Annotated in this window: 19 protein-coding genes; 12 read left to right on the forward strand and 7 right to left on the reverse strand. The window is 52.4% G+C overall.

Annotation, left to right across the window (positions count from 1 at the left end; all coding sequences use genetic code 11):
- The 3 genes from MXE41_RS12030 to rpmB all read right to left on the reverse strand — a co-directional run.
- The coding region (locus MXE41_RS12030; RefSeq protein ID WP_247100663.1) for a hypothetical protein at window positions 1-723 on the reverse strand (723 nt) is incomplete at its 3' end.
- A gap of 297 nt (window positions 724-1,020) precedes the next feature.
- Window positions 1,021-1,191, reverse strand: a complete 171-nt coding sequence (gene rpmG, locus MXE41_RS12035; RefSeq protein WP_027939687.1) for a 50S ribosomal protein L33 — start codon at window positions 1,189-1,191, stop codon at window positions 1,021-1,023.
- A gap of 11 nt (window positions 1,192-1,202) precedes the next feature.
- Window positions 1,203-1,439 (reverse strand): 50S ribosomal protein L28, encoded by a 237-nt coding sequence (rpmB, locus tag MXE41_RS12040; protein WP_027939686.1) that lies wholly within the window; start codon window positions 1,437-1,439, stop codon window positions 1,203-1,205.
- A 1,486-nt stretch (window positions 1,440-2,925) separates the two neighbouring features.
- Between rpmB and MXE41_RS12045 the strand changes: the two genes are divergently transcribed.
- The 4 genes from MXE41_RS12045 to dut all read left to right on the forward strand — a co-directional run bounded on the left by MXE41_RS12045 (window position 2,926) and on the right by dut (window position 7,646).
- Window positions 2,926-3,696 (forward strand): CrcB family protein, encoded by a 771-nt coding sequence (locus MXE41_RS12045; protein ID WP_247100664.1) that lies wholly within the window; start codon window positions 2,926-2,928, stop codon window positions 3,694-3,696.
- A complete protein-coding gene (locus MXE41_RS12050; RefSeq protein ID WP_246976894.1) occupies window positions 3,697-4,536 on the forward strand; it encodes a CrcB family protein in 840 nt (279 codons plus the stop codon).
- Between the two features lie 1,040 nt (window positions 4,537-5,576).
- The gene (locus MXE41_RS12055) at window positions 5,577-6,899 is read left to right on the forward strand and encodes a bifunctional phosphopantothenoylcysteine decarboxylase/phosphopantothenate synthase (protein WP_246976897.1); all 1,323 of its coding nucleotides are present in this window, start codon (window positions 5,577-5,579) and stop codon (window positions 6,897-6,899) included.
- 273 nt (window positions 6,900-7,172) lie between these two features.
- On the forward strand, window positions 7,173-7,646 hold the full coding sequence (gene dut / locus MXE41_RS12060) for a dUTP diphosphatase (RefSeq protein WP_247100674.1): 474 nt from the start codon (window positions 7,173-7,175) through the stop codon (window positions 7,644-7,646).
- 225 nt (window positions 7,647-7,871) lie between these two features.
- Here dut and argH read toward each other — a convergent pair whose 3' ends face one another.
- The 4 genes from argH to nudE form a co-directional block, all read right to left on the reverse strand.
- On the reverse strand, window positions 7,872-9,245 hold the full coding sequence (gene argH, locus MXE41_RS12065; RefSeq protein ID WP_246976900.1) for an argininosuccinate lyase: 1,374 nt from the start codon (window positions 9,243-9,245) through the stop codon (window positions 7,872-7,874).
- 273 nt (window positions 9,246-9,518) lie between these two features.
- Window positions 9,519-10,748: an argininosuccinate synthase gene (locus tag MXE41_RS12070; RefSeq protein ID WP_247100665.1), complete on the reverse strand. Its 1,230-nt coding sequence runs from the start codon at window positions 10,746-10,748 to the stop codon at window positions 9,519-9,521.
- Between the two features lie 5 nt (window positions 10,749-10,753).
- Complete coding sequence (argF, locus tag MXE41_RS12075) at window positions 10,754-11,671, reverse strand: ornithine carbamoyltransferase (protein WP_247100666.1); 918 nt, start codon at window positions 11,669-11,671, stop codon at window positions 10,754-10,756.
- Between the two features lie 354 nt (window positions 11,672-12,025).
- The gene (nudE, locus tag MXE41_RS12080; RefSeq protein ID WP_246976909.1) at window positions 12,026-12,595 is read right to left on the reverse strand and encodes an ADP compounds hydrolase NudE; all 570 of its coding nucleotides are present in this window, start codon (window positions 12,593-12,595) and stop codon (window positions 12,026-12,028) included.
- A gap of 270 nt (window positions 12,596-12,865) precedes the next feature.
- Here nudE and hslR point away from each other — a divergent pair, with 270 nt between their 5' ends.
- The 8 genes from hslR (at window position 12,866) to MXE41_RS12120 (ending at window position 22,199) form a co-directional block, all read left to right on the forward strand.
- Entirely contained in the window at window positions 12,866-13,291 is a 426-nt protein-coding gene (gene hslR, locus MXE41_RS12085) for a ribosome-associated heat shock protein Hsp15 (RefSeq protein WP_247100668.1), read from the forward strand.
- Between the two features lie 383 nt (window positions 13,292-13,674).
- A complete protein-coding gene (locus MXE41_RS12090) occupies window positions 13,675-14,649 on the forward strand; it encodes an Hsp33 family molecular chaperone HslO (RefSeq protein ID WP_246976915.1) in 975 nt (324 codons plus the stop codon).
- Between the two features lie 332 nt (window positions 14,650-14,981).
- A complete protein-coding gene (locus tag MXE41_RS12095; protein WP_247100670.1) occupies window positions 14,982-16,229 on the forward strand; it encodes an MFS transporter in 1,248 nt (415 codons plus the stop codon).
- Window positions 16,230-16,616: 387 nt separating this feature from the next.
- On the forward strand, window positions 16,617-17,363 hold the full coding sequence (gene pdxJ / locus MXE41_RS12100; RefSeq protein WP_246976922.1) for a pyridoxine 5'-phosphate synthase: 747 nt from the start codon (window positions 16,617-16,619) through the stop codon (window positions 17,361-17,363).
- Between the two features lie 770 nt (window positions 17,364-18,133).
- On the forward strand, window positions 18,134-18,781 hold the full coding sequence (gene ribB, locus MXE41_RS12105; RefSeq protein ID WP_246976925.1) for a 3,4-dihydroxy-2-butanone-4-phosphate synthase: 648 nt from the start codon (window positions 18,134-18,136) through the stop codon (window positions 18,779-18,781).
- A 173-nt stretch (window positions 18,782-18,954) separates the two neighbouring features.
- A complete protein-coding gene (locus tag MXE41_RS12110; RefSeq protein WP_246976928.1) occupies window positions 18,955-19,356 on the forward strand; it encodes a hypothetical protein in 402 nt (133 codons plus the stop codon).
- A 493-nt stretch (window positions 19,357-19,849) separates the two neighbouring features.
- Window positions 19,850-21,046: an alpha/beta fold hydrolase gene (locus tag MXE41_RS12115; protein ID WP_246976931.1), complete on the forward strand. Its 1,197-nt coding sequence runs from the start codon at window positions 19,850-19,852 to the stop codon at window positions 21,044-21,046.
- 529 nt (window positions 21,047-21,575) lie between these two features.
- The gene (locus tag MXE41_RS12120) at window positions 21,576-22,199 is read left to right on the forward strand and encodes a hypothetical protein (RefSeq protein WP_247100672.1); all 624 of its coding nucleotides are present in this window, start codon (window positions 21,576-21,578) and stop codon (window positions 22,197-22,199) included.
- Window positions 22,200-22,430 lie beyond the last annotated feature (231 nt).

The following is a 22,430-nucleotide window of genomic DNA, read 5'->3' on the forward strand; positions in this document are numbered from 1 at the left end:
CTTTTTGTGAATGGAAAATACAGACCCGGTAACAGACTCTGCAGTGACTGTGGCTGACTTGCCTGCAATCTGACAGTCTGGGCTATTGAGACAGTAAGAAAGGTGACCAGGAGCTTCAGCCTCATTAAAGCCGTTAACAGCAGAAAGTGAAGCAGTGGCATCCGCCCATGAGTCAGCGACAACAGCCTCGACTGGCTCAGAGTCTGCGACTCCGACCACAGCCTCGGCGACAGCTGCCTCAACTGGCTCAGAGTCTGCAGCTTCGACCACAGCCTCGGCGACAGCTGCCTCAACTGGCTCAGAGTCTGCGACTTCGACCACAGCCTCGGCGACAGCTGCCTCAACTGGCTCAGAGTCTGCGACTTCGACCACAGCCTCGGCGACAACAGCTTCGACTGGCTCAGAGTCTGCGACTTCGACCACAGCCTCGGCGACAGCTGCCTCAACTGGCTCAGAGTCTGAGACTTCAACCACAGCCTCGGCTACAACAGCTTCGACTGGCTCAGAGTCTGCGACTTCGACCACAGCCTCGGCGACAGCTGCCTCGACTGACTCAGGGGCTACGACTTCGACCACTGCCTCAGCTGTAGCACCCATAATTGAGCATCTAATGCTGTTAATCCTTTTAAGAAAGGTGATGTAGGATGGAGTACGGCTGAAGAGACCAGCATAATGAGAGCTTGCAATGAATTCGGCCAGGCAGCTTCTGCAATACTCGGCCATGCTCATGCCGGATGCGTTGTAGTCAGTGAAGACGGCATTCCAGAACGCATGCCGCATCTGGGTCTTGTCATGGGGGTGTATCATATGAACCTCGATGGATTACGGTAGGCCCACTATGGGCATAACCATGTTTGGCTCATTTGTATACTATTTTGGCAGATTCAGATGACCGTCAAGGAAGCCTACGATTGTCTGCGTCCTGATAGCGCAGATCAACACTGATTTTCTGCATTCAGCAGACACAAAAAAGGCAGCCATAAGGCTGCCTTTTTTGTGGTTCCGGGTAAGGAAGATCAATTACTTGATCTTGCCTTCCTTGTACAGAACGTGCTTACGTACTACTGGATCGTACTTCATGATCTCCATCTTGCCTGGAGTAGTACGACGATTCTTAGTAGTAGTATAGAAATGACCGGTACCTGCTGAAGAATTTAAACGGATCTTCTCGCGACCACCTTTCTTAGCCATGATACACTCCCTTAGATCTTAACGCCGTTAGCGCGCATATCAGCAAGAACGGCATCAATACCTAACTTGTCAATAGTACGCATACCCTTAGTGGTAACACGCAGTCTTACAAAGCGGCTCTCACTCTCAACCCAGAAACGGTGATACTTTAAGTTTGGGAGGAAGCGGCGCTTAGCAGCATTCTTAGCGTGGGAACGATGGTTGCCCACTGCCGGGCGCTTGCCCGTAACTTGGCAAACTCTGGACATGTTTTGTCACACTCCAAATATACTTATACGGGTCACAGCACCAAAGAGAGCTGTAACCATTTAAAAGGTACAACAAAAAACGGGCGCTATTCTACCATGAAAAAGCCGGATTGATCGCATTGTATCGAATTTGCCGGCAGGCAGAGCATTATGTACCTTAGTGAATTGAAAAGAGCTTCCCTGTCATTTGGATGCGGCGGCTGTAAACCTGAGAAACACACGCTAAAGTGCGTCTGGTGATGCCCGGTTTATGGCCTGCAATAGTGCAGCTTGCCATTACGCACGCTTTCCCAAGCCTGCGTCTAACCTCTGATATCAGCTGATACCAGCCTTTGATGAAAGGTAGCTTTATAGACGTTATCTCAGCCGTAAACGACTGAGATTCTCTACTGAGCCGACAGCTTGCACTGCCGTTCTCTTCGGAGGATTCCTGGTGCTGAACTGGCATAGGTATTCAGACCGATCCAGATTCACCGAGCCTGAGCACTCTTCCCAGACTCCGCACAGGCAAACGAGCTTCGTCCGCGCTCTATTGGTAATGGGGACACTGATGTTTTCTTTCGGCCTGCAGCTTCATGAGCCGGGCCGGCGGCACTGCACAGCAGGTTCTGCCTGCAGTATTGCCGTCTGGATCAGCCTGCCACTCTGATTCTCTCAGAGCCCTGACATACAGTCAGATACCAGCCGGTTCATCTGCCCTTTGATGACCGCACTGCTGCCAGGGAAAGGCCCGTTATAAGTTACAGGCAAGCGTCCTGACAGTTCAGGTTAACTCCGGTTAACCCCAGGCTGTAAAACAAAAAAACCCGTCCGGGCGCGGCCCAGAGGATTTGTGTTCCAGTTACCGAAAAATTAGCTTTGAGATTATAGACTATAGCTTTGTAAAGATCAAAAGAAAATCAGAAAAAATCCAGGTTTTCATGACATGTCAGGATCTCATTTCCATGCTGTTTTCTCATCCTGGCTGAACAATGATTTTCAATTGCACCAGAGGCACGGGTTCAGCCAGGATCAGCCAGGGCGTTTTTGCACATTTAAATTTCCTCAAATTCTGGTATTTACCCACATTCACAAGGCCAGCCCGGGCCACTATAACCGCAGCTGCAGGCCATTGTGACCTGGCAAAACAGCGCAGCTCAGCACAGACTGTCCACCAGCACTGGCTGCAGGTCAGGAAAAGACTGCACGGCCGCCATGGTAAGGTCCGGGCACGATGGCAGTAAGGCCCCGGGCCTATGAAAGTAAGGCACCAGGCGCAATGGCAGTCAGCCGGCCGGCCGGCCGGGGCATGATATGGGTAGTGAGCATTAACAGAATAAGACCAGCTGCTTTAATCATGAGAGCTCAGGGCTTTGCTGATGCCACTGGAGGGCAGTGAGACAATTCCAGGAAAAGCGCAATATAATTAGCAGGCCTGTTTATCCTGAGCTCACTGGTGCTCAGGCCATAACGGGGACAAACTGTCCCTACTGGAGTAGTTAAGATTATGACCTGGCAAGTTCTAGTAACTGTATTTACCTTTGGCGGTATAGGCGCTGTGGTACGAGGAGCGGTAATCTTTATCCTCGCCATGCCGTCCGTCTTTTTCTTCCCGCTGTCGACTCTGCTCATCAATCTGATTGCAGCTCTTCTGGGCGGTTTTATTCTCAGCATGACCCTGCCTCCTGATATCAGCACTACCCTTTCTGTTGGTCTGGTAGGGGGCATGGGTACACTTTCTGCCTTTACCGGTGATGTTCTCAACCACTGGTTTGATAACAGGCACAGAAAGAAGGTCATCCTTATTACTGCAGCTTATATCATGCTCACTACTATTACCGGAATCCTTGGTGCCGGCATTGGAAGCAAACTCGGTGAAGCTGTACAGAAGTCTCACGTCCAGAGCAGTGATGCAGCCCTCTTCCTTGAGCAGACCAGAGCTCTGCAGCAGCAGTTTATGGACGAGAGCTTCGTTCATGAACACTACCATGCCCCAATACCAGGATCTCCTGAGGATATAGCCCTCAAGGAAGCTGAGGCCAAAGCAAAGGCTGCAGCAGCTGCCGCCGCTGCCGATGGCAAGGACGCTGCTGCCGACGGCAAGGACGCAGGTGCAGCAGAAGGCTCAGCATCTGGTGACAGCGCTGCTGCCAGTGATGCTGATCATGGCAGCGATGATGGTCATTATCATGACGGCGCGCACAAGGGAGAAAGCTCAGGCGACTCTGCAGGAGCTGGTACTGACAAAGAATCTGACAAGGTAAAGGAGGGCAGATAAATGGACAGAATAATGTTCTATATGCTGATCTTCTTTGGCGGCGGTTTTGGCTGTCTTACCCGCTACTTTATTGATGGCAACAGTCTGCATGCCTACACACCGGGAAATATCGCCGCCTGCGTGCTGCTTGGTATTTCATATGCTCTGTATAACTACCGTATCTGGTCAGATAACAAGTTCTTCCACTGCTTTGTAAACATTGGCTTCCTGGGCGGTCTTTCCACCTTTACCCCGCTGGCCATGTTTTCAATAGTTCAGACTGAGGAAAACATGTTCCTGGCAAGCGGCATGCTCCTGGGCATACTGCTGAGCTACTGCGTGCTGTGCTTTGCCGGCTATATGGGTTGCAATTACTTCCTCAAGTATGTTCTCAAGCGTACCCGACAGATGAGCATGCTGGCCCGCGCCCGCTATCTGTTCCAGTTCAAGATGGTCACGGCTGACTTCATGAAGATCAAGGCCGACTATGAAAAGCTGCTGGCTCTTGAAGTTCCGCTGCACATTGACTCTGCACTTGGCCCTCTGGTCAAGGACCGTAATGCAGTCAAAGAGCAGGCCATGCATCACCTGCGTATTCTGCTTGCCCTTACCGAGAACTACAATGAGAGTGTTATCACTGACAAGTGTGCCTCTTACGGCTTTGAACAGATGCTCCAGGATGCTCATAAGAAAGGCGAGCTTGGAGATATCACCAAGGAGTTTTTCTCTGTAAAAGATCAGATGGAGTACATCGAGAACATGGTGCGCAGCATGACAGGTGCCGTCAGATTTGCCATGGAAAATGCCGTAGCCTCAGGCAATGACAAGGGCACACGCAAGACATCCAAAAAGCGTAAGTAATCAGATCCTTTTGCCAGCAGGTTATGTAACGCACCTTTGATGATGTGTGTACGCAGCTGCCCATTGACAGCGCATATCAGGGGCCATGGTCTTGATGACCATGGCCCCTTTATTTTGCGCAGATCCGTCCTGACGCTCCAAGGACAGCTGCAGCAGCAGCTGGCCCAGGCGGCTGCATAAGGCTGCGGCGGCAGTCGCGGCAGTTACGGCTGCAGCGTCTTGCAGCTGCAGCTGCAGCTGCAGCTGAGGGCAGCGATAGCTTGCTGAAGCAGCCATGTCAGGTGCATACAGGGGCAAAACTCTGGACTGCCTCACGTTATCAGCCTAAGGGCGGCCTGCTTACATGGCAAGGCGGTCAATATGGCATTAAAATTGACTGTGGTGCTTGAAATCCCTCCTTGCGGCTCCATATATATTTAGTAGAGAAATGATCCCTGGATCAGCAGGAGGCAAGTCCACGGCGGTACCATGGTACCGTTTCCCCTTCAGTCAGCCTGACAACTTCAGCATCTGATCATGTCAGCAAGGGCATGATGCTTTTAAAAGCCTGAAGCTGCAGTACGCAGACAGCATATGTCATGGTACAGATGTCAGATTATGGCGTGCTCATGTTTGAGCTTATGACTGAAAAGCGGGAACATACGGGTATTGACCCGCAGAATCATTAGAGCAGGTCACAGACTGACAGCAGCCTGTCTGTCCGTATCCTGGCTGACGATGGCAGCTGCCTGGCTGTCCGTGTCCTGACTGACGCTGACAGCTGCATGGCTGTTCGTGTCATGGCTGACGCTGGCAGCTGCCTGGCTGTTCGTGTCCTGGCTGACGCTGACAGCTGCCTGGCTGTTCGTGTCCTGACTGACGCTGACGGCTGCCTGGCTGTCAGAGTGCCAGGTCGCGTACCTGAAAAATGTTTATTTATTGCCCGGCTTTGAGCACAGCAGGCACAGCATGTTCATGCAGTGCGCTCTTAAAGCTCACAGACGAGTACTGATACTGTCCATCCGACCCGGTCTGAGAGGATCACGTTTAAGGAGAACTCCATGAGCCAATTAATGCTTCAAAATCGCAAGATAGTTCTGGGCATAACAGGTGGCATTGCTGCATATAAGGCCTGCGAGCTGTGCCGTATGTTAGTTAAAAATGGTGCATCCGTCCGTGTCGTAATGACTGAGGCCGCCACCAGATTTGTAACTCCGGCTACCTACGCAGCCCTGACCCATCATGAGGTCATGACCAGCGTCTTTGAAGATGCTGAGGGCATAGACCACATTGCTATTACCAATGATGCTGACCTGTACGTAGTGGCCCCGGCTACAGCCAATACCATTGCCAAGTTTGCTGCAGGCATTGCTGACAATGCCGTAACCACCTCTGTGCTGGCTTCAGCCTGTCCTGTAGTCATTGCCCCGGCCATGAACACCCGCATGCTGCTCAATGCAGCTACCAAGGCCAATTTAAAGACCCTGCAGGAGCGCGGCATGTACATCATCGCCCCTGAAGAGGGCGAGCTGGCCTGCGGCGACACCGGTATGGGCAGAATGCGCAATGTTGAGGACATCTACTCCTATATCTGCTCACTGTTAAATGAGCATATTGCCATTCCTTATGACATCAACACCACCAGCTGCCTGCCACAGCCACAGGAGGCTGCAGCTCTTACTCAGACCAAGCTGCTGCCTAAATCCCATGGCGCCGGTCTCAAGATTGTCATTACTGCCGGTCCTACCGAAGAAGTTATCGATCCTGCCCGTGTCATCACCAACCGCAGCTCCGGCAAGATGGGCTATGCCCTTGCTCAGATGGCTGCAACCATGGGCGCTGATGTCACCCTGATCTCCGGCCCTGTAAGTCTTGCCACTCCAAACAACGTCAAGCGTATTGATGTTTCCACCGCAAGCCAGATGCTTGATGCCGTAAAGTCTCAGGTAGGTCAGGCCCATATCTTCATCGGCTGTGCCGCCGTGGCTGACTACCGTCTGATTGAGCCTATGAGCACCAAGCTCAAGAAAGAAGATCATGGCGAGTTCCTTACCCTTGAGCTGGTACGTAATGAGGACATCGTATCCTACGTGGGCCACCTCGATGAAGAGCGTCCATTTACTGTAGGCTTTGCTGCTGAAACCAGCAATTTCGAGGAAAACTCCCGTGAGAAGATCTCACGCAAGAAGCTCGATCTGATTGTCTGCAACGACGTCAGCAGCACCGAGATCGGCTTTGGTTCCAATGAAAATGCCGCTACTGTTTACAGCAGCCAGGGCAAGGTTGCCGAGTTTGACCGCATGAGCAAGATTAAGCTTGCTGATCTGCTCATGGAACTCATCATCAACGAGTTCAAGAGCACTCACAGCCGCAAGAACGACTAGCCCACAGGCCAGTCTGCCTCCCGGGTCCGGACCGTCACAAGGCCGGCCATGCTGGAGGCTGCCGCCGGCTACGGCACAGCCGCTGTCGGCTGAGCTGCTGGCATGCGCCTTAAAAAAAACCTGACCTCACGGGGTCAGGTTTTTTTATAATCAGCGCTGGCAGCTGACGTCACAGGCTGTGCTTATGGCCATGCATATAAAGCTGTATGAGGAACACTGATTTGCCAGGAGAAAAACATGAGCGGCATTAACGATAAGGACAGCTGTCAGGCCATGCCATGGCAGCTTGAGGCTGAAATTGAGCTTAAGGTACTCGATCAGCGTTTTAAGGATGGCACCTTCCCTCTGCCTCAGTATGAAAGCGCCATGGCTGCAGCTGTAGACCTGCGCGCCATGGTCGCTCAGGACAAGGTACTTGAACCAGGCCAGTGTGAGCTGATACCAACAGGCATTGCCATCTTCATTAACAATCCTTTCCTTTGTGCAACCATATTGCCCCGCTCCGGACTTGGCTATAAGCAGGGCATTGTTCTTGGCAATCTCACCGGCCTTATTGATGCCGACTATCAGGGCGAGCTTAAGGTACCACTGTGGAACCGCTCCAGCGAGCCTTTCACTGTCCATGCAGGTGACCGCATTGCTCAGATGATGTTCCTGCCTGTAGTACGCGCCACCTTTAAGGAAGTTGACGAGTTCCATGCTTCCGAGCGCGGCACCAGCGGCTTTGGCTCCACAGGCCACCGCTAAAGTCACTACAACTTGTGCAGACAGCTCAGATGACGCTGCCTGCACCAGCGCGCATGGCGCCAGCGCAGCCAGTGCGGGGCATAGCCTCATGGCGGCGCGGCAGCGCAAAAACAAAGCCCGCTGATCATCATGGTGTTGATCAGCGGGCTTATCGTTTGCAGGTCAGGCAGACCTGCGGGATCGGGCCGTTATCAGCATGCGGCCGCTATCGGCCCATGGCTGTTATCAGGCCAGCTGCTTCTTTAAGGCCTCAATTTCAGCACGGGTCTGCTCAAGAGCTACGCCGCCCAGAACATTACGCTTGGCCAGAATGCTGTCAAACTGAAGAACAGGATAGACATCATCACCAATAGCAGAGCTGAACTTCTGGTACTGGGCAATATCAAGCTCCTCAAGAGCCTTGCCCTGATCGATAGCGTACAGAACTACCTGACCCACGATATCGTGGGCCTCACGGAATGGAACCCCCTTGGAAACCAGGTAATCGGCAAGCTCGGTGGCGTTGGAGTAGCCGCCACGGGCAGCAGCAAGAATCCTGTCCTTGTTGAGCTTGATGTCCTCAAAGACCAGAGACATCATATCAAGGCACTCATGCCAGGTATCCATGGCATCAAACAGACCTTCCTTGTCCTCCTGAAGATCCTTGTCATAGGCAAGAGGCAGAGCCTTTACAGTGGTGATAATACCCATCAGGGCACCAACAACACGGCCGGCCTTGCCACGAATAAGCTCCAGAGCATCTGGATTCTTCTTCTGTGGCATGAGTGAAGAACCTGAGGTTACCTTGTCAGAAAGCTCAATGAAACCGGCCTCGCCTGAATTGTAGATAATCAGATCCTCAGCAAGACGGGACAGGTGTACCAGGCTGATGGAGGCGCAGGAGAGCAGCTCCATAACATGGTCACGATCAGATACGGCATCAAGAGAGTTGTGGGTAGCTGCTCTGAAGTTCATGCTTCTTGCCAGAGCTTCACGATCTACAGGATAGGCTGTACCTGCAAGAGCAGCTGAGCCCAGTGGACAGATATTGAGCAGATCACGGGCATTGGACAGACGGACAAAGTCACGGTCGAGCATCTGCAGATAGGCAAGGCAGAAGTGAGCAAAGGTCACTGGCTGAGCACGCTGCAGATGGGTGTAACCTGGGAAAATAACGCCCTGGTTTTCATCAGCAGTCTTTAACAGAGCGCGCTGCAGGCCACGTATAGACTTTAAGATCTCATCACAGGCGCGACGGCAGAAGAGCTTGAGATCCAGAGCTACCTGGTCGTTACGGGAACGGCCGGTGTGCAGCTTCTTGCCCAGAGAGCCTACCTTTTCAATGAGACGACGCTCTACATAAGAGTGAATATCCTCATCTCCAGCTACGGCAATTTCATTTTCACGGCCGGTCATTTCCTGCTCAAGCTCGTTGAGAGCACGGGTCAGATCAGCGCATTCCTGCTCACTTAACACGCCTACAGTTACCAGAGCCTGAGCCCAGGCACGTGAGCCCTCCACATCCTCGTGGAACAGACGATAGTCAAATACCAGGGAGTCGTTGAAGTGCTTGAAGCGGGCATCGCTGTCCTGGGTAAATCTACCACCCCATAAAGCCATATTGCTTTCCTCTACAAATGGATTAACAGCCAGATCATTATGGTCAGTGACCGTTAAGGGCTGCATGGCATTACCAGGCTGCCTGTACAGGGAGCTCCCTGAGGAGCCTCAGATCTGAAAACGGTACGCATTACCACTTTGCAGTTTCAATGGTCAGCGTCCGCTGCTGTACTGAAATTTAGGTACTCTTGAGAACACAAAGCTTGGTCCAGGATAACCCGGACCAAGCCTGTCATGCCTGATTTAAATCAGGAAAAAATGCGGTATTGAGCCTTACTTCTGCTTTCTGTGCTCAGCGTTTAAGGCACGAATACGGGCTGGCAGAGAGTAGAGCTGGATGAAGCCCTTGCCGTCAGCCTGATCGTATACGTTGTCAGCACCGAAGGTTACGAAGTCGAAGTTGAACAGGCTGTTAGGGCTGTCCTTCTGGATGATGTCGCAGTTGCCCTTGTATAAGCGGACTACAACCTTGCCATTGATGTCCTTGGCAAGCTCATCGGCACCGGCCTGAAGAACTTCACGCAGACGGGTGAACCAGCGGCCGTCGTATACCAGCTGGGCAAACTCGATGGCCAGGTGGTCACGGTAAATGCGGGTGGTCTTGTCCAGGACCAGCTGCTCGATAGCACGTAAGGCCTTGTGAATGATGGTGCCGCCAGGGGTCTCATAGCAGCCACGGGACTTCATGCCTACCAGACGGTTCTCGGTGATGTCGATACGGCCTACACCGTTACGGGCACCACGGGTGTTGAGCTCATCGAGGCACTCGAAAGCGGAAACCTTCTTACCGTCAATTTCGGTAACAATGCCCTGCTCAATGGTCAGCTCAAAGGTCTCTGGAGCGTCTGGAGCCTTCACTGGGTCAACAGTCCAGGTCCATACGTTCTCAGAGGCGGCATTCCAGGTGTGCTCAAGCTCACCACCCTCGGTGGAAATGTGCAGAGCATTGGCATCACGGCTGTAAATCTTCTTTAAGGTAGCCTTGCAAGGAATGTTGCGGGCCTCGAGGTAGGCAAGGCAGTCTTCACGGCTGCGTAAATCCCACTCACGCCATGGAACGATTACGTCAAGGTGTGGAGCCAGAGCGGCTACAGCGCTCTCAAAGCGAACCTGGTCGTTGCCCTTGCCGGTAGCACCGTGGGAAATAGCATCACAGCCCTCAGCCAGAGCAGCATCAACCATGGCCTTGCCGATTACAGGACGGGCAATGGCAGTACCTAACAGGTAAGACTCTTCGTATAAAGCACCGGTCTTGAAGGTCTCGAATACATAGTCACGAACGAACTCTTCGCGTAAATCCTTGATGATGCACTTTACGGCACCGGAGTTGATGGCCTTCTCCTCGATACCCTCGAGATCATCACGCTCCTGACCAACGTCGGCTACAAAACAGACAACCTCACAGCCATAGTTTTCCTTTAACCATGGAACGATGGTTGAGGTATCAAGACCGCCGGAATAGGCTAATAATACCTTCTTGTACTGCTTTTTCTCTTTTTGCATCTGAATTAACCTCTGTTAGGATTGAGCAAAGTGGCCAGAAGAGCCATATGAATATGTAAGCGGTTTTCGGCTTCATCAAAGACTACTGACTTGTCACCATCCATTACTTCATCAGTGATTTCGTAGCCACGATGAGCCGGCAGACAGTGCATTACCAAACGGGCACCTGAGCTTTCTACCAGGGCGCTGTTGATCTGGTAAGGCATAAATACTTTCTTGACAGCCTCAAGAGGGGTGTCATCGCCCATCGATACCCAGGTATCGGTATAGAGCACATCATAATCCTTTAATAAGGAAAGATCATTGGTAACATCAAGGCGGGAGCCATAGCGTGCTGCCTGCTCCTGAGCCATTTTGAATACCTGGACATCAGGGCCGCAGTTGAGCGGGCAGAAACAGGTAACATGGGCACCGAGAATACCACCGGCTACCAGCAGGGAGTTAGCTACATTGTTGCCATCGCCAAGGTATGCAACCTTTACTCCCTCGATCTTGCCAAGGTGCTCCTTGACAGTCATATAGTCGGCCATAGCCTGAGCCGGGTGGTAAAGATCAGAAAGAGCGTTGACTACCGGTACTGAGCCGGTAGCAGCCAGCTCCTCAAGAGTGGTCTGCAGATAAACTCGGCCAACCATGCAGTCGACCCAGCGCGAAAGGTTGCGGGAATAGTCAGGAACAGTCTCACGTACACCAAGGTCACCCTTGCCAAGGTCAAGGTAAACTCCGTGACCGCCAAGGTTAAACATGGCCAGTTCAAAGGTGGTGCGGGTACGCAGGGAAGGCTTCTCGAACATCAGGGCTGCGCTCATGCCGTCGAGCTCTCGTCGCCAGGCTTTTGGATTGGCCTTCATGTCCTGGGCCAGGCAAATAAGTTTGTGGTATCCGTCCTGATCGAGCTCAAAACCCGTTAAAAGATGCTGCATTGCAACACTCCTGATATGTTCTTTGTTAAATAATGCCGTCCTGAATAAAAACAAAAAGCGCTGCCTCAGCTCCTTTAATACTCAATGCATAATGGTGCACATGATCCCTGGGGATCTGCACAGGCTGCCAGGGGCGTTCATGCAACGCCAGGTCAAAGGCAGTTTGTGCATCATTATGGAGCCTTAATTTTAGGCCCACTGAGCTGAGCTTCAGAGCGCAATATCGCTGAAATTATTCCGGGAACACGTGTTTATCAGGCTTTATGTCCTTATTAAAGTACGCCTGCACTGCTCCCTGCCATTATCTTACTATTTGCCTGTTTCAAGCGCATCAGCACTAATATAGCGCATGCTTTATGACAATGCACCCACTTTGTTCAATGCCAGCACCAGGGCAGCTACAGTACGTCCCTCAGTAAGAACACTGTCAGGATCCATAATGAGCTCTCTGACCTCGGCCGGAGTCAGTTTGACCACATCAATAGGCTCAGGCTCATCTCCCTTGCTCTGTGAAGGATAGAGATCCTCGCAAAGATAAGGGTACATGCGCAAATCGAGCATGCCTGGAGCAACGGTCATTTCCTTTTTGAGCAGGGTTACCTTGCGGCTGCCCAGACCGATTTCCTCTTCAAGTTCACGCACTACGGCCTGTTCGCTGGTCTCGCCCTCATCAATCTTGCCCTTGACCAGACCAAGTACATAGGCCATGACGCCACCTGCGTACTCGACTGTAAGATAAAAGTGGGTACCATCAAAAGGAACAGCCATGACGGCACCTCTGCCTCCCATGATGCGCTCATATGTTGCTTTGGCACCATTGGAGAAAGTCAGATCCATGCTCTCAATTCTGAAAATGCGCGATGCCTGACTTACCTTGCGGTTGGCAACCTGCGGCAGGGTCCTGTTAAGTGCACTCAAGTCCATTCTGACAAGTTCCTCTGACAGTAAAACACGCAGGCAAATGTTTACCCTGCGTTCCATAAACAGCTGTGGATCATACGACAGTTATCACCAATATTACTGCAGGCCAGGTCCTGTGACCTAATATGGATCACTGTCTACTTTACCTTTAATACTCTCTTAATATACTGTTCCCTCAGCAGCCACTGACAGGCAGCATAAAGGGCATTTTTGGGCCTGCAGGCGGGCAAAATTGCTATAATCAGCTTATTTTCAGCAACCAGAGCTGTACAAGTGAGCAAGAACAAAAATCAGGACAGCAAGTCCAGTAATGACGGATCTGTCCGTATTGACAAATGGCTGTGGGCCGCACGCTTTTACAAGACCCGTTCCCTTGCCCGCCAGATGGTCGAGGGCGGCAAAGTTGAATATAACGGCGCCCGCGCCAAACCATCACGCTCTGTGGAAACCGGAGCCACCATCAGACTGCTTCAGGGTTTTTCCCGCAGAGAAATTATTGTCAAAGGCATTTCCGATGTAAGAGGCCCGGCCCCGGTAGCGGCCACCTTATATGAGGAGACGGCTGAGAGTATTGCCCGTCGTGAGGAGGAGTCCAGACTTAACAAAATGGCTGCTCTCATTAACCCTCACCCTGACACCAGACCAAATAAAAAAGAGCGTCGTGAGCTCGAGTCAATAAGACAGATCATGGAAAGCTGAACCGGCACTGACCGCCTCAGCATGCGCCACCTGCATCAAGCACCTGCATAAGCAGCCTGCATCATGCACCGGCCGCATCAGCATGGGCCGCCTGCATCATGCACCGCCACATAACGGCGTCATGAGTCCGCTGGACCAGCACCATGCCCCGCCGGGTCAGCATGCGCCAGCTGCATCAGCATCATGCGACCGCTGTAGCGGCGGCCCGCACTTATTTGAGCACTGTCTTGCATTACTGCTGGTTTTATACAGCATTTTGAGCCATACCATAACCTGCACTCTTCACTTATGAAGAGCAGCCATTACCACAGTTTATCCAGAGGAGGCACCTGATCCGTACTGATGCCATTGCGGCTCTTTAAGGTAAGGTGCGCTGAAACTTTATGAGCGATCAGAACAACAGCGAAAAGGCCATTGTTATTGAAGAGGAAAAGCAGGATAACAGCGTTGTCCGCTTCCTTTTTGAAGAGCACGGTGTACGTGGCGAAATCATGCACATGCATGAGCCGGTCAAAAAGCTGCTTGAGAACATCAACCACTATCCTGACTGCATCAAATCTCTGATGCTGGAACTGGCCTCAGCTGCTGTGCTGATTGCAGCTACCCTTAAGGCTGACGGCACTGTTACTGTCCAGATTCAGTGTGGCAAAGGCCCTAAGGCAATGAACTTTGCCTTTATCAACATTGACAAAAACCTGAATTTCTACGGCAATGTCTCATGGGACAAACGCGATGACTTTGATACAGCCACTTTCCGCGAGCTGGTAGGCGAGGGCGGCATTCTGGTCATTTCTGCATTCCCTGAGGGTGGTAACCGCTATCAGGGTATTGTTTCTCTTGACAAGGACAGCATCTCTCAGGCCCTGGAAAGCTACTTTAAGGACTCCGAGCAGCTGCCAACCACCATTCGTCTTTACAACGACATTGGCGCCTGCAAGACCGGCGGTATTCTGCTGCAGATCATTCCTGAGATTGACAACAATCTTGAGTCCCTTGATCACCTCAATACTCTGTGCGCTACTCTGTCAGCCGATGAGCTCTTTGATCTGAGCCTTAATGAAAGCCTCAGACGTCTTTACTGGAATGATAAAATCCGCGTCTTTGATCCTGAGAGCGTAGCTTTCAAGTGCATCTGCTCTCACGAGCGTATCATCAATGCCATCAGCGGCCTGCCTGTTGATGATCTTGCTGAAATTGCTGCCGATCCGGACGGTATCGACATGACCTGCAACAGCTGCGGCCGTGTCTATCACGTAGTTCAGGAGGAGGTTCAGGAGATTCTCAACAAGTCTGAAAAGGAAAAAGCTATTGAGACTGCAGCAGCACGCGAGAGCCTCCATCAGCCATCCGACAGCTAAGCGAGCTTAAACAGCTGCCTGACCGCCGTCCGCTTACGGAGGTCAGGTCAGCCGTCCACTGACACATCTCCCAGAATCATCATGATGCGGCTCATCATTGACCGCCATCTTTCAGGTCCACCTGGAGACCTGCCAGCCAGACTGCATGCTCACCAGCCCTGCAGTCTGGCTTTTTTTTCTTGAATTACTCCCGCCTGCCGCCTGCTCAGCCCCCCGCTGACGCGGCGTGGCGCCATGCGCTGCGCGCGCTGCGCGGCATGCAGCCTGCGCGGCATGCAGCCTGCGTGCAGCGGGCACTGCGCCTGCAAACAGATATCAAATGGAGCATTTACGTGAGCGAGTCGAACATCAACGCCACTGCCATCGACAACAGTTCCCATGAATCACGGCGCGCACCGGATCGTTCATGGTTCAATGTCTGCCTGATGAGCGTAAGTCACTTCATGAGCGATTACTATACAGCCTTCCTGCCTGTGCTGCTGCCTGTTATGGCCATGCGCTATGACATCTCCTATACCCAGAGTGCGGCTATTTACATGGCTTTCATGGTGACCATGAACTTTGTACAGGCCCCAATAGGCATTGCTGCTGACCGCCGTCACCTCAATTACCTGCTGCCTCTGTCCATTCTGACCGGGGCTCTGTTTGCCTCAGGAACCACCTTAAGTCCCAACCTTGTGGGGCTTCTGATGATCATTTTGCTCTGCGGCCTGTGTTCTTCTGCTTTCCATCCTTTAAGCGCCGCTGTTGTATCCCGCATTGTCCCTGAGGATCGCAAGGGACTTGGCACCAGTATCTACATTGCAGGTGGAAATATAGGCTTTGCCATTGCTCCTCTTTGCGTGGCCGCATGGTTTGACTGGTTTGGTGAGTCATCCCTGATTTTCATGTCCATTCCGGCCATCATCACCGTTATCCTCATCTACCGTCAGCGTCTGCACAATGCTGTTACCGCCCGCCCTGAACTCAGCCGTGAACTTAGTCTGAAATCGCTGCTGCACTGCCGTCCTTTTATCATTCTTATCACTTCCATTGCCCTGCGCTCCTGTACCTACTGCTCCTTTGTGGTATTCCTTACTCTGCTCATGACAGGCGAGGGCTACAGCACCATTACCAGTGCCAGCTGTCTTATGGTCATGCTGCTGGGCTGCGTAGCAGGCGGTCTGGCAGGAGGCTCCCTTACCGATATTATTGGACCTAAGGCTGTTACTCTGGGCTCCTACTTTGTAGCCCTGATTGCATCAGCAGTATTTCTGACCCGAATTGATACCTCACTGATATCCTTTGCAGCCCTGTTCCTGTGCGGTGCCGGTGCCTACGGCTCTACGCCCGGCGGCATTGTCTGGTCTCAGCGTCTGCTTTCAGGAAGCGCTGCTTTCGCCGCCTCCATGATGCTGGGCTTTACCTTTGGTGCCGGATATATAGTATCGGTACTTACAGGCTATCTGGGCGACATGATTGGCCTTGATAAGGCTCTGCTTTATGTAAATGCCGTAACCATGACCGGAGCCATTATTCTGCTGCTGCCTCTGAGTGCTCCGACACCTGAAGCTGCAGGCAAGGATGGCAGCGCCGCCTGACGGCGCCCGCACCACACTCTGGAGCACCTGCGGCCCGGGTCCTGTCCCAGGAGCTGCCCTGGCCCCTGGGACAGGGCCGACCAGGCTGGTGCACCGCGCACTTATAATGCAAAAGACCATGTCAGGCTGAATTTGTCCAGTGTGGCGGTACAATACATATTCACCGCTGCTGCATCATGGGCTGTTAAAAGTAAGTGTGCAGCGGCAGGGCATGGATTTGCCAGCCGGCTGTGGCTTCTGCTGCTGAACATGGCAGCTGAAGGCAGCTGGCCTCCGCTGCAGCTGTGCAGGGCAGCTGCAGCAGGCTGCAGACGGCCGAATGCCCCCAGAGAGCATGGATACCTTCCTGCAACTGTATCTTTTCCGGTAATGATCTAGAGATTTGATATGCGCAACATTTATTTAGGCGTCAATATTGACCACGTAGCCACTGTGCGTAATGCCCGTGGCGTAAGCTATCCTGATCCTGTTACCGCCTGTGCTCTGGCCGAGCTGGGTGGTGCTGACAGCATTACCACCCACTTACGAGAAGATCGTCGCCATATCACGGACCGCGATGTGCGTATTATCCGTGAAACAGTCCAGACCAAACTCAACCTGGAAATGGCCATCTCTGATGATGTCATGGCTATTGCTGTAGCTCTGGCTCCTCAGGCAGCCTGTCTGGTACCTGAGCGCCGTGAGGAAGTTACCACTGAGGGCGGCCTTGATGTTGCCGGTGATATCTCCCGTGTAGCTCAGGCTGTTGAGCGCCTTGCCAAAGTCGGTACCGAGGTTTCTCTCTTTATTGACCCGGTTAAGGAGCAGGTTGATGCTGCTGTCACCGCCGGTGCCCCATATATTGAGTTCCATACCGGTGCCTATGCCAATGCAACCACTCGCAAGGAGCGCGATGAGCACATTGCCGTGCTCACTGAAATGGCTGCCTACGCAAGCTCACGCGGTCTGCATGTAAACTCAGGTCACGGCCTTACCTACGACAATGTCGCTGCCGTAGCCGCCATTCCTGAGATGGAAGAGCTCAATATCGGTCATGCCATTATCGCCCGCGCTATCTTTGTCGGTCTGCCTCAGGCCGTAAAGGAAATGAAGCAGATCATGCTCGACGCCCGTCGCTTCCCAGGCACCAGATAATCAGCAAGGCTAATGCAGCAGTACCGGCGCTGCAGGAGCTGATGCAGCACGAAAAAGCCCTGAACCGCACTTTGCGCTCAGGGCTTTTTCATGCACACCCAACAGGCTCCAGCTCATATATTTATCTGACTACTGCAAGAATACCTGTCCCCTGCCTGTGTACTCTCACCTGCCAGGTAACCCATGGAAAAGGCAGTTAATTTGCGAGAAATGTCCCAGGCAGCTCAACTGATACTTGCGCTTACACAGCTGCTAAGGCAAACTTTGCAGCCGCCTGACAGCATGAACTTCAGGTCACACAATTGAGCTAAGAGCACCACATTCACATGATGACAGGTGATGCCCAGTCCATGGGCCTGTTGACCGTGCTGCAGGGCTAATCTGCACCGGGCAGCAGTACTGCATGGGCCAGCTGCACAGCAGCTCTGCGCTGCTGCCTGTCAGCCCTGCGCTGCCGGCTGGCAGTGCCTGCTGGCAGCAACAGTGGCTGGCAGCAGCAGTGCTGCGGCAAACAGACAGCAGGACACAGGGGCTTTTTCGTCTCATTTTCGAGGATAAAGTCGACGAAAAGTACTGTTGCTCCTGGCAACATATCCAGGTATCTGGTTGTTTTTGAGGATCTTTTTTAGAAAATCAGGGCCTGTTTGCGCATCACGACTGTAGCTCCTATAATTGTCTGCGAGAGCACAACGAACCAAAAGTGCACATATTCAAGGCCAGCCGCTGGTTATCCTCAGGCTGTAACCCCATTCAAATATAGTGATATTAAGATGTCCATTAATTTACTTCAAAGCTTCGGCAGTGATTCCATCGAGCGTGTTGAAGCTGCTCTGAACGCCATGCGCAAGGGTCGTGGCGTGTTAGTCGTTGACAATGCAGACCGTGAAAACGAGGGCGATCTGGTATTCGCTGCAGAGACCATGACTGTTGAGCAGATGGCCTTTATGATTCGCGAGTGCTCCGGTATCGTCTGTGTATGCTTTAAGAAAGAGCGTGCCGATGAGCTTGGTCTGCCTATGATGGTAACCGAGAACACCTCTACCTACGGTACTGCCTTTACTATTTCCGTAGACGCAGTTGAGAATGTCACCACCGGTGTTTCCGCCTCTGACCGTATTCAGACCATCAAGACCATTCTGCGCAAGGATGCAAAGCGTTCTGACCTTGCTGCTCCTGGTCACATGTTCCCTCTGGTAGCCCGTCCAAATGGCGTACTGGAGCGTGAAGGTCATACTGAAGCCACTGTTGATCTGGCACGTATGGCCGGCTTTGGCGAGTGCGGCGTACTTTGTGAGTTATGCGCCCCTGATGGCGACATGGCCCGTCTGCCACGTGTCTGCGCCTTTGCCCAGCTGCACGATATGACTGTAGTTTCCATTGAGGACATCATCAACTACCGCAAGGCTAAAAACTGCTAATACAGCCTGAAAAGCTGATAACACGGCTGTTCAGCCTGAGAAAAAAGAGGCAGATCCCCTGAGGGGTCTGCCTCTTTTTTTAATACATATCCATCAGTACAGATTTTTTGCTCACAACATATCATACGGGCGTATAATGGCTGATATACCTAGCTTTATTGGGGGACTATGCCATGGCAGCTATCAGAAAAAACAAAAGCACAGCTGTGCCCACACTGCCAAAAACCATCATAACCAGAGTAGCAAGTGGCAAAGGTTTCTATCTGTGCACCTACCTTAATGTATGGGTTCCTGACCATATCAACAAAGACGGTAAGGAAATAGGCATGTCATTCTCGAGGCACAGGAAGACCATTGGTCGCATCGACTCTGAAGACGGGCTTGGGTACGTACGCCTTTATGAGAGTTTTCTTGAGGAAAACCCTTCATTCAGAAACTACATTGTAAAGCGTACCGGCCCCTCCACTTTTGAGTTGACCCGCATCACCCCGGGCATGGATATCAGCATGATTACCCCTCCCAAATCAAGGCGCAGCAGCCGTCGCAAAAAAGATGAAAGCTTAAGTGATGCCTGAGTTTCCCGGCACACGCTATCCTTTCCCATAAGCACATCTCAATACCCGGCATACAGCCTGCAATCACCTGCGGCAGCTCATTCTGTGGATGCGCCGGCTGCAGCCGCCGGGATGTTGCAGCCACTGCCGGACTGCCTGCGTACTGAGCCAGCCAGTCGGGCAGGCCCTGTTCCGTGCAGGAGTGAACAGTGCTGAGTGCATAGCAAGTGGTCACAGCCGCCCCATAATGGCATCTAAATTCGATAAGCATCACGTTAGATGACAACATTGCTAATGCATATGCGTTAATCCGTGATATTTATATCCAGGTCTGCCTTGCAATAGAGCAATGGCAAACAATATCTCTTAGCCCCTGACTCATGCCCCAGGCGCTGACCTTGCCTGAGCAACTGCAGGCAAAGGCGGCCTGGCAAAGGCGAACTGGTAATGCCGGGACTGGAGAGTCCAGGGAGCTGATAAGGTCCGTAAGGAATCATTACAGGGAAGATTACCTATGCATCGACTGGGCTATACCCGCGCAGGAAATACCAGAGGAGCACCTCTGGCCATTATTCATGGATGGGGCTGTGACAGTTCATGCATGATGCCTCTGGCCTCAATGTTCCCTGATCGCGACATCTACCTTATTGATCTGCCAGGCTACGGCAAAAGCCGTCATCTGGCCTCTATTGCTGATGACTTTTCGGCTACCAACTATCTGCTGCTCAACACCCTGCCTATGGGCTGCGATCTGATGTCGTGGTCATTTGGCTCTATTTACGCTCTGCGTGCCATAAGCACTCTGTACAATCCCTGCATCAACATCAGCTCATTTCGCAGCGGCATTCTGTCCAATCCCAATATCCGCGCCCTTGATGAGTTCAGTGCCCATCACCCGCTGACCACGCTGCAGACACCTCACACGTCAGTAATGCAGGCTGCCCTTGCTGCCGAGCAGGCAGTACGTGAACATCAGGGAGGCTCGGGCAGCGCCGCATGCGCATCCATACCTGCAGGTCAGGGCCCAAGCTGTCCTGTCAATCTGCTTGCTGCCCTGAGCAAATCACGTCCTTTTATCCGCTCTCTGGTTACAGTATGCGGCTCACCACGCTTCCCGTCCGATCCGAACTGGAAGGGCATGAGCGCGGTAAAGGTGCTCAAATGCAATACCAAGCTCAATGAGCACCGTATGAAGCGCATACTCAATATTTTCTACCGTATGATTGTCTCTTCCCCGCTGCAGGGGGAGTGCAGCTGCGCTTCGCAGCATGCGGCCTCTTTTTTAAAGCACCGCCCTAATATTCCCTATGAGGTGCTGATGGCCGGCATACGCATGGTTACCTTTATTGATGAGCGTCCTTCAATGGAGCACCTTAAGGTGCCGTCACTGCATCTGTTTGGGCGTAATGATCCTCTGGTACCATGCTCACTGGGTGCTTACTTTGAGCAGTATCCAAACCACAGCAGTTTCGTATTCCAGCACTCATCTCACAGCCCTATGTTTACTGAGCCGGAGCTTTTTGGATCAGTAGTTACCACTTTCCTTGAGAATCTGGACATATCAGAGCTGAGAAGTCAGTCAAATCAGAATGAGTACAACGAAACCGGCGCCATGCCCGGCCGTAACAGTCCAGGCACAAGCCCACACAACAGCGCCAGCGGCGGCTGCGGCAACGGCGGCGGCAGCAGCAACGATGACTGCAGCGCATAAATCAGCGCAAGCAGCGGCAGCGCCAGAGGCAACAGCAACGACCGCAGGCACGGCCAGATGTTGCTGCAGCAGCAGGGCAGGAGGCTGCAGCAGCGCCATATATGCTCTCCAGGATAATGGCGCTTCGTAATTTACAAAGGAATATGACTGCAGCGCAGGGTCATCCCGCAGGCGCAGCTGAGAACAGCACTACGGCTGCCTGTACAGCTGCCCCTGCAGGTGCCTCTGCACTGCCTGTGTGCCAGCCTGTTCAGATGTGACAGGTGCAATGACAAAAATACGGGTGATGGCAACAAAACCCTTTTATCGATAAAAGTGATGGCAGCTGCGCCAAATATTGCGCCAAATATGTGATTAATATCGACCAGGTCTCAGCTGTGACCGAAATAACTTGAATTTTCACTGCTGATTACCTTAAAGTGTCTTTATCAGTCTGCCCGTTTTATTCCTGAAAACATAAAGTCCAGACGGCAGAATTTCTTGACAGCCAACTGCTTGTACTGAGGTTAGAAGGCCCCGAGGATATCCTATGATGGATGTAGCTTCCACTTTTGCTGTAAGCGTTGCTCCGCCACCTTTTCAAAAGGAGGTAGATGAGGCACGCCGTGATACCCAGAGAAAGTCCAGTATCCCTCAGCTCAATGAGTCTCATGGCTCCAAGGCTCAGTCTCATATTGGTGACCGCCGTGGAAATACCGATGGTGAAAACTCCCTGCTGTCAGCTCAGCAGCATGGTATTGCAGACGCCGAAGATGAAATTTATGTAGACGCTGACGGCCGCCGCAAAAGACGTCACCGTCGCCAGAACCAGGAAGAAAACCCTGAAGATGGCAGCTACAGCGAAGAGAATCCTGGTGATGAGTATGCCTTTGAAGGTCACGAGTATCCTCAAAGTGGCTCTTCCCAGAATCCTTTTGACGGCAACATCAAGGCCGGTTATGACCCTATAACCGGTTTCTACCAGATTCCAGCTACCCGCCGCTACCCGGCCCGCATGATTTTGCTGCGCTTTCGTGAGCAGAATGTGCACTTCCTGGAGCGCTTCAGCGACAAGAACACAGCTGTAGGTCTTATCAACTTTGCTCTGTGCCGCAAGTACGGCAGCATTATTCCTCACAGCAAACGCGGTCAGGTAGTAGAAAAAGATGCCTGATACAAAGAAAAAGGCAGCCCCGGCGGGCTGCCTTTTTCTTTGCATAAAGCATATGCCGGACAGGCATCCTGACAGGTACTCGCATGCCTCCTGTGGCGGACACATATCCTGACAGGTGCTCGCATGCCTCCTGCGGCGGACACGTATCCTGACAGGTGCTCGCATGCCTCCTGCGGCGGACACGTATCCTGACAGGTGCTCGCATGCCTCCTGCGGCGGACACGTATCCTG

Origin of the sequence: Anaerobiospirillum sp. NML120449, from assembly GCF_023051105.1 — a bacterium.
GTDB lineage: Bacteria > Pseudomonadota > Gammaproteobacteria > Enterobacterales > Succinivibrionaceae > Anaerobiospirillum.

Excerpts from the sequence above, each read along its gene's own strand:
- rpmB (WP_027939686.1), bottom strand. The coding sequence starts at position 1,439 with ATGTCCAGAGTTTGCCAAGTTACGGGCAAGCGCCCGGCAGTGGGCAAC.
- dut (WP_247100674.1), top strand. The coding sequence starts at position 7,173 with ATGCCATGGCAGCTTGAGGCTGAAATTGAGCTTAAGGTACTCGATCAG.
- rpmG (WP_027939687.1), bottom strand. The coding sequence starts at position 1,191 with ATGGCTAAGAAAGGTGGTCGCGAGAAGATCCGTTTAAATTCTTCAGCA.
- nudE (WP_246976909.1), bottom strand. The coding sequence starts at position 12,595 with ATGGACTTGAGTGCACTTAACAGGACCCTGCCGCAGGTTGCCAACCGC.
- MXE41_RS12055 (WP_246976897.1), top strand. The coding sequence starts at position 5,577 with ATGAGCCAATTAATGCTTCAAAATCGCAAGATAGTTCTGGGCATAACA.
- MXE41_RS12120 (WP_247100672.1), top strand. The coding sequence starts at position 21,576 with ATGATGGATGTAGCTTCCACTTTTGCTGTAAGCGTTGCTCCGCCACCT.
- MXE41_RS12045 (WP_247100664.1), top strand. The coding sequence starts at position 2,926 with ATGACCTGGCAAGTTCTAGTAACTGTATTTACCTTTGGCGGTATAGGC.
- argH (WP_246976900.1), bottom strand. The coding sequence starts at position 9,245 with ATGGCTTTATGGGGTGGTAGATTTACCCAGGACAGCGATGCCCGCTTC.
- MXE41_RS12115 (WP_246976931.1), top strand. The coding sequence starts at position 19,850 with ATGCATCGACTGGGCTATACCCGCGCAGGAAATACCAGAGGAGCACCT.
- MXE41_RS12090 (WP_246976915.1), top strand. The coding sequence starts at position 13,675 with ATGAGCGATCAGAACAACAGCGAAAAGGCCATTGTTATTGAAGAGGAA.
- MXE41_RS12050 (WP_246976894.1), top strand. The coding sequence starts at position 3,697 with ATGGACAGAATAATGTTCTATATGCTGATCTTCTTTGGCGGCGGTTTT.
- argF (WP_247100666.1), bottom strand. The coding sequence starts at position 11,671 with ATGCAGCATCTTTTAACGGGTTTTGAGCTCGATCAGGACGGATACCAC.
- ribB (WP_246976925.1), top strand. The coding sequence starts at position 18,134 with ATGTCCATTAATTTACTTCAAAGCTTCGGCAGTGATTCCATCGAGCGT.
- MXE41_RS12110 (WP_246976928.1), top strand. The coding sequence starts at position 18,955 with ATGGCAGCTATCAGAAAAAACAAAAGCACAGCTGTGCCCACACTGCCA.
- MXE41_RS12070 (WP_247100665.1), bottom strand. The coding sequence starts at position 10,748 with ATGCAAAAAGAGAAAAAGCAGTACAAGAAGGTATTATTAGCCTATTCC.
- pdxJ (WP_246976922.1), top strand. The coding sequence starts at position 16,617 with ATGCGCAACATTTATTTAGGCGTCAATATTGACCACGTAGCCACTGTG.